Origin of the sequence: Enterococcus sp. DIV1639a (assembly GCF_050530445.1) — a bacterium.
Classification (GTDB): domain Bacteria; phylum Bacillota; class Bacilli; order Lactobacillales; family Enterococcaceae; genus Enterococcus_B; species Enterococcus_B hirae.
Genome location: NZ_CP172886.1, coordinates 18,055 through 32,829 on the forward strand (window position 1 = coordinate 18,055; position 14,775 = coordinate 32,829).

The following is a 14,775-nucleotide window of genomic DNA, read 5'->3' on the forward strand; positions in this document are numbered from 1 at the left end:
AGCTAAGTTCGTTGAGACAGGACATTCTTGTTCCTTAAGAATGAACGAAATAGCAGAAGTATAGGTAAGAATGCTCATGCGGTAAAGAAAGAAAACGTCGAAACTGCGAAATTTGTTTTTAACATTTTTGTAGATTTTGGCGTTTTTTTTCAATAAGTAATCAAAGTTGGTTTAGAGGTGAGCGTTGTTCTTCTTTTTAATCATCCATTAAAATTTTACGAAGACAATGGTTTTCCTTTTTACAAACATAGTTAACGTTATTTTCCATGCAAGAGATTTGCTATAATAGGAGTTAAGGGTAAAATGAAAAGTTGAAGGAGTTGAAGTGTGTGTATCAAATCGTAACCGATTCATGTTGTGATCTGCCATATCAAGTGCTACAAGCAGCCAAGGTTGATTATTTATCAATGAAGATCCAGTTAGATGAAGAAGAATTAGTAGATGATCTGGGAAAAACGTTTAATTATGATCATTATATGGAACAATTAAGAAATGGGGCTACCCCAACGACCTCACAAATCAATGTGGGTCAATACTTAGAATTTTTCCGTCCTTATGTTGAACAAAATATTCCTATCCTTTATGTTGCTTTTTCCAGTGCTTTAAGTGGATCCTATAGTAGTGCGTTACAAGCAGTAGAATTATTAAAAGAAGAATATCCAGATCCACAAGTAAAGGTCTTTGATACAAAAGCCGCAAGCGTTGGGGAAGGGTTATTAGTATTGGAAGCTGTTCGATTGAAAAACGAGGGGAAAACATTAGAAGAGAACTTAGAATGGTTAGAAAACAATTACTTAAAAGTACATTCTTGGGTAACCGTTGATGATCTCAAACACCTTGAACGTGGGGGACGTATCTCTAAAACTAGTGCTACACTAGGTAGTATTCTAAACGTGAAGCCAATTATCACAGTCGATCAGGAAGGACGTTTGACGAATATCAGCAAAGTACGAGGACGAAATAAATCGATACAAAAAATTGTTGAGGAAACTGTCAAAACCATTGTCGCCCCATTAGAACAAACTGTTTATATTGCTTATGCAGGCGATTTAGAAAGTGCTGAAAAAACAAAACAATTACTTGAAGAGAATATTAAGATGAAAGAAGTCAAGTTATATCCGCTTGGGCCTACCATCGCAAGCCATACAGGATATGGATGTATGGCGATATTCTCAATGGGAATCACTCGATAAAAATTGTAGTCATTGTAGAAGAAATACACCAAAAAAAGAACCATTCAGAAGAAAAAGAATATTCTTCGAGTGGTTCTTTTTTGGAATATAAAATAACTGATTTATATTAAGTTAAATCTTTTGTCGATAGTAAGTACTTCCTAAATTTGCTATAATAAAGCCAGTAATTCGTGGAGTGTAAAAGATGGTAGCTAATCTCTTGAACAAGGGGTGATGCTTATGGTTAAAAGCTTTGTCCCTGGAAAGGAATAAAGTTGTCAGTATATGAATCAATACAACTTATGCTCGCATTTGCGACATTTGTGCTGTTGTTAATTGACCAAAAAGACCAAAAAGACCAAAAAGACCAAAAAAAATAACCATCTAAACCACTTTTAGCAGAGTTTTTAGATGGTTATCACATTAAAAACAAAGCTACCGTCTTTTTAACGGCGCGAATTACTGATGAAGGGGTTGTTAGAGCAATCCCTTTTTCACTATCCATTATAGCTTATCAATTGGAAAAAAGTAAAGCTGTTGATTAAAAAAATGAAGGCACACAAATCAAATACATGTCAGATAAAAAATAACATTATTATTTAAAAATAAAGTTAATGAGGATAGTAAGTTTGTACTAAATTTGCTACAATAAAACCAGTAATTCGTGGAGTGTAAAAGATGGTAGCTAATCTCTTGAACAAGGGGTGATGCTTATGGTTAAGAGCTTTGTCCCTGGAAAGGAATAAAGTTGTCAGTATATGAAGCAATACAACTAATGCTCGCATTTGCGACATTTGTGCTGTTGCTAATTGACAAAAAAGACCAAAAAAAATAACCATCTAAATCACTTTTGGCAGAGTTTTTAGATGGTATATATACCCAAAAAATAAAGCTACCGTCTTTTTAACGGCACGAGTTACTGATGAAGGGATTGTTTGCGCAATCCCTTTTTCACTATCCATTATAGCTTATCAATTGGAAAAAAGTAAAGCTGTTGATTAAAAAAAATGAAGGCACACGAATCAAATACATGTCAGGTAAAAAATAACATTATTATTTAAAAATAAAGTTAATGAGGATAGCAAGTTTTCGATAAGTTTGCTACAATAAAACCAGTAATTCGTGGAGTGTAAAAGATGGTAGCTAATCTCTTAGATAAGGGGTGATGCTTATGGTTAAGAGCTTTGTCCCTGGAAAGGAATAAAGTTGTCAGTATATGAAGCAATACAACTCATGCTCGCATTTGCGACATTTGTGTTGTTGTTAATTGACAAAAAAGACCAAAAAAAATAACCATCTAAATCACTTTTAGCAGAAGTTTTAGATGGTCACCATTCTAAAAAGGCTACCGTCTTTTTAACGGCACGAGTTACTGATGAAGGGATTGTTTGCGCAATCCCTTTTTCATTTTCTATTATAGCTTACACATCAGAAAAAATAAAGCGGTTGATTAAGCGAAATAAGAGAAAATGATGAATACAGAAAGTAAATGGATCGAAGGTGTCTTGGTAGTTGTGAAAGACAGTGTTTATCGTAGAAGAAAAGGACATCTCACCGACTGATGAGATGCCCCCGATAGGCTATTTTCTTAAGTCTACAATGATGTTGTCTTATTTCCAAAGCTCATCCAATTGTTTTTGGATATCTTTATTTTCTAAAAATTCATCATAGGTTGTATCTGCTCGATCGATAACACCTTTATCAGAAACGGCAATGATACGATTAGCCAATGTTTGGATAAATTGATGGTCATGTGAAGCAAAAAGGATAGAGCCAGTAAAGGCCATCAAGCCATCGTTTAGTGCTGTAATCGACTCTAGATCTAAATGATTCGTAGGATCGTCTAAAACTAAGACATTTGCTTTAGAAAGCATCATTTTAGAAAGCATGCAACGAACTTTTTCACCACCAGAAAGGACATTGACAGGTTTTAATACTTCTTCTCCAGAAAACAGCATGCGTCCTAAAAAGCTTCGTAAAAACGTATTATCGTCTTCTTCTTTACTTGCGTATTGACGTAACCAATCTAAGATCGTCAATTCATTATCAAATTCTTTCGTTGTATCTTTTGGTAGATAAGAATTACTCGTTGTTACGCCCCATCTTACAGTTCCAGTATCAGGAGTGATCTCACCCATGATTACTTTAAACAAAGTTGTAGTTGTAATATCATTTTCAGCAACAAACGCAACTTTATCTTCTTTGCTTAAATTAAATGATATATCATTTAATATTTTCTTACCATCGATCGTTACACTCACATTTTCGACCTGTAAAAGATCATTACCGATTTCACGTTCTGGTTTAAATCCAACGAATGGATAACGACGTGAAGAAGGTTGAATATCGTCAAGAGTAATTTTTTCTAACATTTTCTTACGAGAAGTTGCCTGTTTAGATTTTGAAGCATTCGCACTAAAACGAGCAATAAATTCTTGTAGTTCTTTGATTTGTTCCTCTTTTTTGGCATTGGCATTTGCTTGTAATTTTGCAGCAAGTTGACTTGATTCTAGCCAAAAATCATAGTTACCAACGTATAATTTGATTTTTCCAAAATCTAAATCTGCCATATGGGTACATACTTTATTTAAGAAATGACGGTCATGAGAAACAACGATAACCGTATTTTCAAATTCAATTAAAAATTCTTCTAACCAGTTGATGGATTGGATATCTAATCCATTCGTAGGCTCATCAAGGAGTAACACATCCGGTTTACCAAACAATGTTTGAGCTAAAAGTACTTTGACTTTTTGACCACCAGTAAGTTCACTCATCAATTGATGGTGCAATTCTTCTGGAATATTCAGTCCTTGTAGTAAAACAGCAGCTTCAGGTTCAGCTTCCCAACCATTTAATTCAGCAAACTCGCCTTCTAATTCAGCTGCTCGGATACCATCTTCATCAGTGAAATCTTCCTTCATATAGATAGCGTCTTTTTCTTTCATAACTTCGTATAAACGTTTATGTCCCATAATAACTGTTTCTAAAACTGTATATTCTTCATAGTCATAATGGTTTTGTTTCAATACAGCCATTCGCTCATCTGGTCCCATGGAAACAGTCCCCGTAGAAGGTTGTAAGTCTCCTGATAATACTTTAAGGAACGTTGATTTACCTGCACCATTTGCACCTATTAAGCCATAGCAATTTCCTGGAGTAAATTTAATATTAACATCATCAAATAGTTTGCGGTCTGAAAAGTGCAAACTTACATCATTTACAGTAATCAATTTTTTTCCTCACTTTATCTTTATAATATTTAACGAGCCTCCTAGAATTATATAGGGGAAAAGAGAAAGTTTCAAGGTAATCAATTATTCTTTGTGTTTCACGTGGAACATGGGAATAAAAAATACTAAAAAATTATGAAAGAGTGAAAAAATTTGTACTTATGAAGCAATGATGAGGTTCGAAGGTATCTAAGATAGAAAGGCAAAATGCTCGTTTATTTAGTAGAAGAATAAGTTGGTAATGAATATACGCAAATTATAAGAAGTAGTAGCTTTTACTAAAAATAATAGCAGCAAAAGCTGATCAGAAAAGAAATTACTTTTGCTTTTCATCACCAGCATATGTTTTGACGTTATTTAAAGAGAGCGTTAGTATAATAATAGATTAAAATGAAAGTTGGAATGAAAATGAATGAAAGAAAAACACTAGACTGGGGATCATTAATTTTAGGGATTTTATTTGTCCTTGTTTCATTAATCTCTTTTCAAGATCCTGTTGGTAATTTAGTGGCGATTGTCGTTGTTTTTGCTATTTTTGCCTTTTTAAAAGGAATTTTTGAATTATTTGTACGAAATCGCATGAAAGAATTGACAGGATATAAAGGGAAAATGCCGTTGGTTATTGGTATCATTGATATTTTAGTCGGGATTTTCTTCTTGTTCAATATTGGTGCAGGAGTAGTTGCTTTACCGTTTGTTTTTGCCATTTGGTTTATTGCCGACTCTATCTTAGCTTTATTTACAGCTGATTTAGCGAAAGGTTATAGCACAGGCTACTATTGGTTTACAGTAATCATCAATATTTTGGGTGTGGTATTAGGATGTATACTATTGTTTAATCCTATTTCCTCCGCTTTGACTTTAAGTTTTCTTGTCGGTTTTTATTTTATGCTCTTTGGGATCAACCATATCGTATATGCGTTCAGATAAACAAAGTAAAGTATATAAAGAAGCAATCAGGCTGAATTTTCCTGGTTGCTTCTTTTTTATAGTTGATATTTCTGAATCTCTCAAAGAGTAGAGGTTCAATTATTTCCTTTTTTCATATAATTCATTCAATACAGGTAAATCATGCACTTCGTATTTTTCTTTGAATTGTTTGATTTCTTCTTCTGTATATTTTCTTGGATCAAGATGAAGATCTTCAACCGGTAAAGGACGTTTGTTATTGATTTTTACATCAATTACTACTGGTCGTTGAGATTTTTTAGCGGCCTCAAATGCAGGTCTTAATTGGTGATACTCAGTAATCGTGAAACCATCAGCTCCCAGTGCTTCACTCGCTTTTCCGAAGTCAGCCTCTTCTAAAAACACACCAAATTTTTTCTGTTCAGTATCTTCTTGTTCTGCTTCAATAAACCCAAACGATGTATTCGATAAAACCACATTAATAATCGGTAGTTGGTATTTCACTTGTGTAATGATATCTTGCATCACCATTGCAAAACCACCATCACCGCTTAAAGTAAAGACTTGTCGATCAGGATAACTTAATTGTGCGGCAATGCCACCTGGAACACCATTCCCCATTGTAGCGAACCAACCAGAGGTCGTGTGTTTTTGTTTGCCGTTCATGTCTAATAATCGAATGGAATGGATCGTCGTATTCCCAACATCTGTTACAAAAATCGCATCTTCTTCAGCGATCCGATTGATTTCTTTATAAACAGCTTCAGGACGAATCGGTTGGTCTTCAAGGTCAGCGAATGAGTTTAACCAGTTTACCCAATTCGCTTTGTTTTCTTGGTTGGCTAGATACCAGCGATCTTCAGGACGTGGTTCGCCCAACTTTGTTAATCTCGCTAATGTGGTATTGGCATCCCCTAAAATGGTATGGGAGGTAGCATGTCTTCGACCAAACTTTGAAGCATCGATGTCCACTTGGATAAATTCAGCCTCTGGGTTAAAGAACGCACGACCAAAAGGAAAGTCACTACCCATAAATAAAATCAAGTCGGCCTCTGCTAATGCTTCATTTGCAGGTTTTGTGGCCACACGTCCAGCAAAGCCTAGAAAGTTTTTATAGTTATCTGGAATGATGCCTTTCGCTAAAACAGAAGCAACAACTGGCATGGAAAAGTGTTCTGTAAAATCTTTGATTTGTGAAAAGCCATTACGAGTGCCTTGTCCAATGTAAAGTACAGGCTTTTTAGCTTTTTCAATAAAAGGAAGAGCAGCAATTACATCTTTTTCATCAGGAAGGATAGTACCTGTTTTATGAGTAGCTGCGTTAGATATTTTCTCTTCTTCAATGTCTGCAAAACCTAAATCAACAGGAATGGTTACAATAGCTACTCCTTTATTTTCATAGGCTGCTTTGATTGCTTCGTCCACGACATGAGGTAAACTTTCAGGTGTCATAACTGTCCGATTATAGACACTAACATCTGCAAAAATTGGATTTTCATTTAATTCTTGGAAAGAGTTATAGTTCATAGCAGTAGTTGCAACTTGTCCAAGCAACGCAACAACTGGAACATGATCCATTTGTGCATCATACAAACCATTGATCAAATGCGTGGCACCTGGTCCAGCAGAACCAAAAACAGCCCCAACTTTTCCTGTTAGTTTCGCATCGGCTGCTGCGGCTAGCGCTCCTACTTCTTCGTGACGTACTTGGATATATTTTATTTGATCTTTTTCATGATAAAGAGCATCCATGATTGAATTAAACGAACCACCAGGAATCCCATAAATATGCTCGATTCCCCAACTTTCCATTACTTTGACCATTGCGATACCAGCATTGATTGTTGCCATATTCTCCCACTCCTTTATCAAATGAATGATAAAATTTCGTAACTTTATTAATTAAAGTATAGTGCTTTAAGAATAAAAGCCCAACTGATTCGCTTTTTTACACAAACAGTAGTCATGATTTTTTGAATATGCTAGAGTAATAAGTAAAGGCACGAAAGGAGAATAAAATGACAGAATGGCTACTAAGCTTAGCCCCGTGGCAACAAGCATTAGCGGGGACAGCATTTACGTATTTTATGACAGCTCTGGGGGCTGGGTTGGTATTTTTCTTTAAGGAAATCAAGAAAGAAGTATTGAATCTCATGCTTGGTTTCGCTTCGGGGGTCATGATTGCTGCTAGTTTTTGGTCATTGCTTGATCCTGCGATTACAAAAGCTGAAGAAAATGGCGATATCGCTTGGCTGGTCGTTAGTATTGGTTTTGGATTAGGTGGTGTCTTTCTTTATATCGCTGATAAAACGCTTCCCCATATGCACTTTGGCCCACAGCACGAAAAAGAAGGCCTACCTACGCATTTAAAACGAACAATCTTATTAGTTTTTTCGATCACCTTGCACAATATCCCTGAAGGTTTGGCTGTAGGGGTGGCATTTGGGGCTGCCAGTACAGCCGATAATCCAACAGCGGCCGTTTTGGCAGCCATTTCGGTTGCATTGGGTATTGGAATTCAGAATTTTCCGGAAGGTGCAGCTGTTTCGATTCCTTTAAGACAAGAAGGCTTGAGTCGAACAAAGGCATTTATATATGGACAAGCTTCAGGTATTGTTGAACCGATCGCAGGTGTGATTGGAGCGGTGCTAGTGACACGAGTAACCATCCTTTTACCTTATGCACTGGCATTTGCAGCAGGTGCGATGATCTATGTGGTTGTTGAGGAATTAATTCCCGAAGCCCAACAAACATTATCAAGTAAACGACATTTTGCCGTTTTTGGGGTGATGTTAGGTTTTATCATTATGATGGTACTAGATGTAGCTTTAGGGTAATACCATCAAATGATATATCATTTGGAGCGACTGATAAAAATATAAAGAAAAAAGCAGCACAAGACTGGGGAATCTGTCGTGTGCTGTTTTTTTCAATATTAGTAATATTTTCGATGATATCGACGATTTGTTCCAGAAATTACACGAATTAGCCAAATAATGATTGCAATAGGAATGAGTAATTTAATTGCAAACCATAAAATACTAGTAAAAAGGCTAATTACAAAACTACCTATAATCAATACCATTATTAGCATGAAAATAGTTGAAAAAGTATTTCTTTGTCCCATACAAACCCCTCATTTCTTGCTAGTTCCCAAAATAAGTTAAATTTAATAAAAATGTACTTAGAACTTAGCTTATTTATTAGAGAACTACGATAGTTAAATCCTCTTGTTTCATTGAGTATAGCAGTATAAAGTGAGCATTACCTCCAACTATAGACTGATTTAGTTGCTTTTTTCTAGCTATCTTTACTACAATAAGTCAGAAAAGGAGGCAAAAATATGCCAAAAAATCGTTTAGAAGCTTTTACCGATGCAGTTATCGCGATCATTATGACTATCTTGGTCTTAGAGCTTCACCAGCCGAACACTGACACCTGGCAAGCGCTAAGTGCCTTAGGATATCGTTTTATGATCTATATTGTCAGCTTTTTTACATTGGTCATCTATTGGAATAATCATCATCATATGTTTCAAGTCGTTCATAAAGTAAATTGGCGAGTTTTATGGGCGAATAGCTTTTTTATCTTTGCTTTATCATTTTTTCCCTTTGTCACGTCTTGGATCAGCGAGTATAGTCATAGTTTAGCGCCAGAGATCACATACGGTGTAGTAACTTTAGGAGCTAATATTGCTTACTATATTTTAGCAAGAGAGTTGGTTCAGTCTGATCCTAAAAATAAAAAGAATATCAAAGAATTACTAGATAACTATCGAAAATCCTACTGGTCAATTGGGTTAAATATTTTAGGAATTATTTTAGGCTATGTCATTACACCAATAGCTGTTTTAGTAACGAATGCTGTGATTTTACTTGGTTGGTTGATTCCTAGCCGTAAAATCGAATCTCAATATAGTAATTAAAGATGTACAAAAAAATTAAGAGAAATATAACAAAAAGATAAAAAAATGGTCGAACTTCTAGAGGAAAATCTTCCTTGAAGAGGGATGCTTATGATCAATCAAAAAAAATTGAATATCGGTCTAACTACGAGCATGATAACGATCCTTATCTATATAGATCATCGGCAATGTAGTTTATTGGTTATTTTGTTATCTATGATGATTCCATTTGTTGTAGCATTAAAGAAGTAAGTAGCGTTTATTTTTGATCCCGGATCTTTCAGTCTAAAGAATTGAAAGATCCGGGATTCGTTGTATCTAATTATACACAGATACGTATCAGAGAGGTAATCTGTTCCGAAAGTTTTCCACAGGGGATAGCGAAAACGAAAAGTTCCAACCTATTGATAAAAGCAGGTATACAATACTTTTGTATAAATATTAAATGAATAAGCAGACAGCAATTTATATAGATTAATCCATCTGATTAAATAACTTTTGGTTTTTTCATTTAGTGTTATTTTATCTTCTTAAAATAACAGATTTAATAATTTGTTTATTTTCTTCGCAAGAAGAATCAAATAAATTAGGAAAAATGACGAAAAACAAAGGAAACAAGCCGTCTCGAATTAAATAGTTAGTATAAAAGATCAATGGTCGAGTGGGAGAAGAAAAAAGAATAAACAGAAAAGTTATTCGAGGTTCTTTCCATTGAAAAAGATAAAAGCCAATTAAATATACCCCTACAAGGTATATTTAATTGGTCAGTCTGTTGTATGAGTGGCACTTGCGACAGGATAATTTTTTTTATAAGCAAAGTAGCGTGCTTCTTTTTTTGCTAAGCCAAAAGAATCAGATAGCTGTAAATTTTGAGGTGAGAATTGTATGGCGGGGATTGAAAATGTCTGTTTTTGTTTGTCTATAATTGAAATAGAAAAGTTGATTTCTTCTTGTTCGGCATTTGCTAACGTCACATAAAAATGTCTGTCGAAATGGATACCAACTACTGTATAAATGCCCAGTAATTGAAGTTGATCTCCTTCAATTTTTACTAGTTCATCTTTTGTTGGCACATATTCCATCTTAGCTCCAGTAGTCATTTTCATTTCAGCTTTTGAAGTAACATCTTTTACAGGAGAAGCAAAGTATTCAATCATAAAAAATAAAGCAATTAAACCTAAAAAACTACTAACTATAATAATTGTTTTCTTCACCTTGGACACTCCCATCTAACAGTTATGACGTAAAAAAGTACATTTATGATAAAAATAGTTTTTTAATCATTTAAAATGGTATAATATATGCCTTTTTTTATTAATTTTTGTTATTAATTAATTGCTTTAAAAACAGTATAAATTTAAATATAAAAAAAATAAAGCATAAAATACTTAATTTTAGCAGTTTATTTTACTGAAGAAATGTTTCAATCAAATAATTTATTTCGCTAAAATAATTTATTTAGTTATTTTTTAAAATGAGAAGGCGAATGATACTATTTTCTGTTGGCAAGATCAGCATTCTGTTTATTTGCAAGGTCTAAGGGCAAAAAAAGGCCATAGATGATCTATTTATAAAATTGGTAGATAGGATTGCTTATTTTTCATATTTTTTATACCCATTTTTACTATTTTTTTGAAAAAAAAATTCTAATTCGTTAAAAATTTTCTTTAAAATATAAATAGGAACATTCAAATAGAAAAAAGTGAATGCTTTTTTCTATTTGGTAAAAAGAGGGGAGGAAGTAAATGTTAAATATTTTATCGAAAAAAATGAAACGACAGTTACTTCTACTGGAATTGCTTTTTGAAGGAGAAACCTATCGCTTTCAAGATTTAGAATCTCAATTAAAGTGTTCTTCAAAAACATTGAGAAATGACTTGATGGATATCGATTCTTATGCAAAAGAAATCAATATACATACTGATCGTGAGAATGGGATATTTGCAGAAATTGCTCCTCATGTCACAGAAGAATATATTTACCGAATTATTATGAATGAATCGATTGAGTATCAATTTTTAGAAGCAATCGTGTTAAATAAATATACGAACTACTTGGAAGTAACGGAACAACTATTTATTTCAGAGAGCACTTTAAGACGAATGGTGAAGCGCATCAACCTTTCCTTAGAGCAATATCACTTAAGAATTCGAGGATTGATTCGATTAACGGGAAATACACAGTTAATTGAAAAGTTGACGATCCAGTTACTTTTAGAAAAATATGTGTGTTTAGAAGAGGCCTTCAATGAAGAAATTTGTCAAAAAAGTCGTCAATTATACTTAAAATACATAACGAATAATCAACTTCAAGATATAATTCGTAAACTGGAACACCGAAAACATAATCAGCTTTTATTTTATATTGCTATGAAAATTTACCAAGTAAAAAACGAAAAACAATTTATTGAAAAAGAGCAGAATAATCTTTTATGCCTAGAATCAAATGAGAAGCAAAATACTTCTTTATGGTTATCTCTTGAAGAGGATCAGGATCTGATAAAATACATCTTTGAACAGCCGTTTGTTTGTTCGCTACTGGATATACAGAACAACAGCGATGACTACCAACAAAAACCTTATTTAACAAAGATGGTTGGGATATTGCTTGATTATTTGGAAATAAAATATCAGATCAAATGTGAAGAACGACAAGAAATCTGCTATAAAATAATTAATGATGGCGACTATATGGAAAATCTTTCTTTTATTTTATATGATAAACATCATCAGTTTTTAAAACAGATACTTCCAGAAATCGAAAGTATTCAAGTAGGACTAAAGAATTATTTAATTAACAAGGATCAAAAAGAGTTATTAAAGTATATGAAAAATGACGAATTTACCAGAAAATTAGTCGCTTTGTTACTTGTCTACTGGCATGATCTGCTAAAAAAGATTGAAACGAGTAAACAAATTAGGGCTTTGATTGTAACCAATTCTGAACAATATGCTAGCTACATTATTGCAAAGCTTGAGCTTTATCTAGGAGGACGATATCGTTTTGTAGCCAGCAAAACCCCGGTAGTTACAGATCAGATGCTACATAAGGAAAATTATGATTGTATTGTTTCCAATACGATGCTGAACAGACAGTTTAATATCCCTATATTTGGTATTTCTATTTATCCCAAATCAAGAGAAATTCAAAACTTGATTTTCTTTTATCAACAAACAAGAACAGAAATTACATAGCGTGTTTGATATTTATTAACTTTGAGAAATTGTTAGTTTGAACATAGGTGGTCAATAAGGGGAAACGCTGATCAATGGTGAATGAATATTCCACAGATAAAAGAAACAAAAAGAAGAGATAGGTTAAAAGTTAACCTAATTTTATGGGCTCTTTGTTAAATGATAGGATATTGGTAAAGAGAAATCTTAGAATCATTTGGACAGAAAGAAGAAAAGCTTCTTTCTGTTCTTTTAGAGAAGGCAAATATTTCCTCATTGTTTTGGTAGTAATTCAAGTAAGTTTGCAGTAAAAATTACTCATTTAATATTAATGAAAAGTTTAATGTACTTTGCTATTATGGACTAATTAATTAGGAAACAGATGGAGGTTCTCAATGGAAGTACTGAGATTAGTTAGTCAATTTTATGCAATTATAGCGATACCCGTCTTTATTTTTTGTGGTTTTAGATTACGTAATCAAAGAATGGCTATGGAAAAGAAGAAAAAAAATAAAGTGAGTGAAATGTTCCCCGAACTTAGTAACGAGGACTTAAAGCTGAGAAAAACAGCAATTATAAATTATCAAAATATGTATTTGAATACCACTTTTAAAAGAGGTATTCAAATGTTATTGACTGTTGCATTACTTGCAAGTATTATAGGCGCTTTGGTCACTAGTATGCTTTATCAAGATTTTTCGACTAGTTTCCTATTTATCATTGCATTAACCTTTTGTATTTTACTTCTTAGTATAATCGCTCCGTCAAGTCAGAACCAAGCGCAGTTTTGGGAGAATTATCTAAATGAACATCCCGATAATCCATTGAAAATCGTTCTGTTGGACAGGGAAGATATCGAAAAGATAACTGCAATAAGAAAAAAACAAGTTATTAACTTTATGGTCATCGAGTTAGCTTTTCTGATTTTTTACGTTCTTTATTTTTAGCAAGAACACCGGTTTTATACGAATAATCAATTGATTGTCAAAGATAAGTGGGGCAAGAAATTAGAACGATTGATTGGAATGGAGATAGAAAGAATTTTATCAAAAGGCTACAGGTAATTTTTATAAAGAAAATACATGCAGCCTACCATTATTTTGTTGATTGGGTGGCTTCACATGAATGGGATAATCCTCTTTGATAGTATTTATAAAAAACAGGAAGTAGATTGTCTTTGCTAGAGAGTTACAAAGATTCATTGTTTGAAAAAAAGAACCGTGAGCACCTTTGATATCAAAGGCTTCACAGTTCTTTTTAGATTTATTTCTATTTAAAATTAATCTATCTAATGCCACTTGTTGCTGTTTCTTGCAACTTAATCCATAAACTTTTTTCTTTCTTCAACAATTCCTTTTTGTTCCATATTCGTAGAAATACTGCTTATTTGGCTGCGAAAACTGTCGTCTTTGTTTTCTTCTAAGGTGATACTATGAAAATAAGAAAAGAGTATTTATTTTATTGCTATGTTGTATTTGTTTCAGTCTAGAACTATAAGAATAGAAGTACATGTTGATAATGACTTCTATTTTTTTAATTTTTAAATCTCACTTTAAAAAAAACAGCTTTTTTGTATTCTTTTGTTTAATTTTAAAAAAATATAGGATATAATTACTTCAAATATAAGTAGATTGGAGTTGGACAGATGGCAAATGAAGTTCTAAATGCAGAAGAAGCACAATTGGTTGTTGATGGGTTATTACTTGGTTACAAAGAATATCTAGATATTCGTAAAGAGATGAAAGAAAAATTGAAAGTTTCTGCTGGATTTGCTTTTACAAAAGGGAACTTTATTGATGACGGTGTTGCTAGAAAAACTTTTAATTTTGCAGAAAATAAACGCGAAAAAGCAGGCGAAAGTTGGGAATATTTAGAGTTTTCCTTTGGTGGAGAAAAACCTTCTCTTTTTATCGTAAAAAATGACTATAGATTAAATCAAACTTTCTCAAAAGAAAAAAAGAAAAAAGTAAGTAAATATTTGTCTGATTATGCTAAGATTAATAAACCTATCCTTAATTCAGTTCGTAAAGGTCAAAAGAAAGTGCCTAATACCTCAATTCAATTAGAGCTTCCATTGGAAGAACCAATGATTTCAGAACAAGAGTTATCAAAATATGAAAATTTTTACATAGTGGTTTATAAAACGAATACGGCAAAAGTGATAGAATCAGTTTCACTTGTTTTACCTGATGACGAAACAAAAGAACTACATATAATTCAAAATTTAACACCGTATTTGCAAACTACGTCTATAATTATAGAAGATGAAGAATATTCTGCTGTAGTTGGTGAAAAAGAAGAAATTGGTGATCTCTATGATTATGATTATACAATTCCTAAAGAGGAAAAAGAAATCTCCAATTAGTTTCCCAGTGCAGTGTATT

The 14,775-nt window shown here is 33.2% G+C and carries 15 protein-coding genes; 11 read left to right on the forward strand and 4 right to left on the reverse strand.

The window, feature by feature from the left end:
- The first annotated feature begins 329 nt into the window (after positions 1 to 329).
- From IGJ32_RS00080 to IGJ32_RS00095, 4 genes are all read left to right on the forward strand, one after another.
- Positions 330 to 1,193, forward strand: a complete 864-nt coding sequence (locus IGJ32_RS00080) for a DegV family protein (RefSeq protein WP_342082154.1) — start codon at positions 330 to 332, stop codon at positions 1,191 to 1,193.
- Between the two features lie 254 nt (positions 1,194 to 1,447).
- Positions 1,448 to 1,552 (forward strand): putative holin-like toxin, encoded by a 105-nt coding sequence (locus tag IGJ32_RS00085; protein ID WP_430610590.1) that lies wholly within the window; start codon positions 1,448 to 1,450, stop codon positions 1,550 to 1,552.
- Between the two features lie 368 nt (positions 1,553 to 1,920).
- Positions 1,921 to 2,007 (forward strand): putative holin-like toxin, encoded by an 87-nt coding sequence (locus IGJ32_RS00090; RefSeq protein ID WP_223603319.1) that lies wholly within the window; start codon positions 1,921 to 1,923, stop codon positions 2,005 to 2,007.
- 371 nt (positions 2,008 to 2,378) lie between these two features.
- Positions 2,379 to 2,465, forward strand: coding sequence for a putative holin-like toxin (locus IGJ32_RS00095; protein ID WP_223603319.1), 87 nt, complete (start codon positions 2,379 to 2,381; stop codon positions 2,463 to 2,465).
- Between the two features lie 317 nt (positions 2,466 to 2,782).
- Here IGJ32_RS00095 and IGJ32_RS00100 read toward each other — a convergent pair whose 3' ends face one another.
- Positions 2,783 to 4,405, reverse strand: coding sequence for an ABC-F family ATP-binding cassette domain-containing protein (locus tag IGJ32_RS00100; RefSeq protein ID WP_010720489.1), 1,623 nt, complete (start codon positions 4,403 to 4,405; stop codon positions 2,783 to 2,785).
- 408 nt (positions 4,406 to 4,813) lie between these two features.
- Between IGJ32_RS00100 and IGJ32_RS00105 the strand changes: the two genes are divergently transcribed.
- Positions 4,814 to 5,335: an HdeD family acid-resistance protein gene (locus IGJ32_RS00105; protein WP_010720488.1), complete on the forward strand. Its 522-nt coding sequence runs from the start codon at positions 4,814 to 4,816 to the stop codon at positions 5,333 to 5,335.
- A gap of 99 nt (positions 5,336 to 5,434) precedes the next feature.
- On the opposite strand, the gene spxB is transcribed toward IGJ32_RS00105, so the two are convergent.
- On the reverse strand, positions 5,435 to 7,165 hold the full coding sequence (spxB, locus tag IGJ32_RS00110) for a pyruvate oxidase (RefSeq protein WP_342082155.1): 1,731 nt from the start codon (positions 7,163 to 7,165) through the stop codon (positions 5,435 to 5,437).
- Positions 7,166 to 7,332: 167 nt separating this feature from the next.
- Between spxB and IGJ32_RS00115 the strand changes: the two genes are divergently transcribed.
- Positions 7,333 to 8,151, forward strand: coding sequence for a ZIP family metal transporter (locus IGJ32_RS00115; protein ID WP_010720486.1), 819 nt, complete (start codon positions 7,333 to 7,335; stop codon positions 8,149 to 8,151).
- 98 nt (positions 8,152 to 8,249) lie between these two features.
- Here IGJ32_RS00115 and IGJ32_RS00120 read toward each other — a convergent pair whose 3' ends face one another.
- A complete protein-coding gene (locus IGJ32_RS00120; RefSeq protein ID WP_342082156.1) occupies positions 8,250 to 8,441 on the reverse strand; it encodes a hypothetical protein in 192 nt (63 codons plus the stop codon).
- A gap of 216 nt (positions 8,442 to 8,657) precedes the next feature.
- Between IGJ32_RS00120 and IGJ32_RS00125 the strand changes: the two genes are divergently transcribed.
- Both IGJ32_RS00125 and IGJ32_RS00130 read left to right on the forward strand, forming a co-directional pair.
- Positions 8,658 to 9,239, forward strand: a complete 582-nt coding sequence (locus tag IGJ32_RS00125) for a TMEM175 family protein (protein ID WP_010720484.1) — start codon at positions 8,658 to 8,660, stop codon at positions 9,237 to 9,239.
- Positions 9,240 to 9,329: 90 nt separating this feature from the next.
- Positions 9,330 to 9,470: a hypothetical protein gene (locus IGJ32_RS00130; protein ID WP_014834373.1), complete on the forward strand. Its 141-nt coding sequence runs from the start codon at positions 9,330 to 9,332 to the stop codon at positions 9,468 to 9,470.
- Positions 9,471 to 9,982: 512 nt separating this feature from the next.
- Here the strand turns inward: IGJ32_RS00130 and IGJ32_RS00135 are convergent.
- Positions 9,983 to 10,432, reverse strand: coding sequence for a hypothetical protein (locus IGJ32_RS00135; RefSeq protein WP_373169116.1), 450 nt, complete (start codon positions 10,430 to 10,432; stop codon positions 9,983 to 9,985).
- Between the two features lie 531 nt (positions 10,433 to 10,963).
- On the opposite strand from IGJ32_RS00135, the gene IGJ32_RS00140 reads away from it, so the two are divergent.
- The 3 genes from IGJ32_RS00140 (at position 10,964) to IGJ32_RS00150 (ending at position 14,756) form a co-directional block, all read left to right on the forward strand.
- On the forward strand, positions 10,964 to 12,412 hold the full coding sequence (locus IGJ32_RS00140; RefSeq protein ID WP_010720482.1) for a helix-turn-helix domain-containing protein: 1,449 nt from the start codon (positions 10,964 to 10,966) through the stop codon (positions 12,410 to 12,412).
- 374 nt (positions 12,413 to 12,786) lie between these two features.
- Positions 12,787 to 13,338, forward strand: coding sequence for a hypothetical protein (locus IGJ32_RS00145; RefSeq protein ID WP_342082157.1), 552 nt, complete (start codon positions 12,787 to 12,789; stop codon positions 13,336 to 13,338).
- Positions 13,339 to 14,036: 698 nt separating this feature from the next.
- Positions 14,037 to 14,756 (forward strand): hypothetical protein, encoded by a 720-nt coding sequence (locus IGJ32_RS00150; protein ID WP_034697686.1) that lies wholly within the window; start codon positions 14,037 to 14,039, stop codon positions 14,754 to 14,756.
- Positions 14,757 to 14,775 lie beyond the last annotated feature (19 nt).

Excerpts from the sequence above, each read along its gene's own strand:
- IGJ32_RS00105 (WP_010720488.1), top strand. The coding sequence starts at position 4,814 with ATGAATGAAAGAAAAACACTAGACTGGGGATCATTAATTTTAGGGATT.
- spxB (WP_342082155.1), bottom strand. The coding sequence starts at position 7,165 with ATGGCAACAATCAATGCTGGTATCGCAATGGTCAAAGTAATGGAAAGT.
- IGJ32_RS00115 (WP_010720486.1), top strand. The coding sequence starts at position 7,333 with ATGACAGAATGGCTACTAAGCTTAGCCCCGTGGCAACAAGCATTAGCG.
- IGJ32_RS00120 (WP_342082156.1), bottom strand. The coding sequence starts at position 8,441 with ATGGGACAAAGAAATACTTTTTCAACTATTTTCATGCTAATAATGGTA.
- IGJ32_RS00125 (WP_010720484.1), top strand. The coding sequence starts at position 8,658 with ATGCCAAAAAATCGTTTAGAAGCTTTTACCGATGCAGTTATCGCGATC.
- IGJ32_RS00130 (WP_014834373.1), top strand. The coding sequence starts at position 9,330 with ATGATCAATCAAAAAAAATTGAATATCGGTCTAACTACGAGCATGATA.
- IGJ32_RS00140 (WP_010720482.1), top strand. The coding sequence starts at position 10,964 with ATGTTAAATATTTTATCGAAAAAAATGAAACGACAGTTACTTCTACTG.
- IGJ32_RS00145 (WP_342082157.1), top strand. The coding sequence starts at position 12,787 with ATGGAAGTACTGAGATTAGTTAGTCAATTTTATGCAATTATAGCGATA.
- IGJ32_RS00150 (WP_034697686.1), top strand. The coding sequence starts at position 14,037 with ATGGCAAATGAAGTTCTAAATGCAGAAGAAGCACAATTGGTTGTTGAT.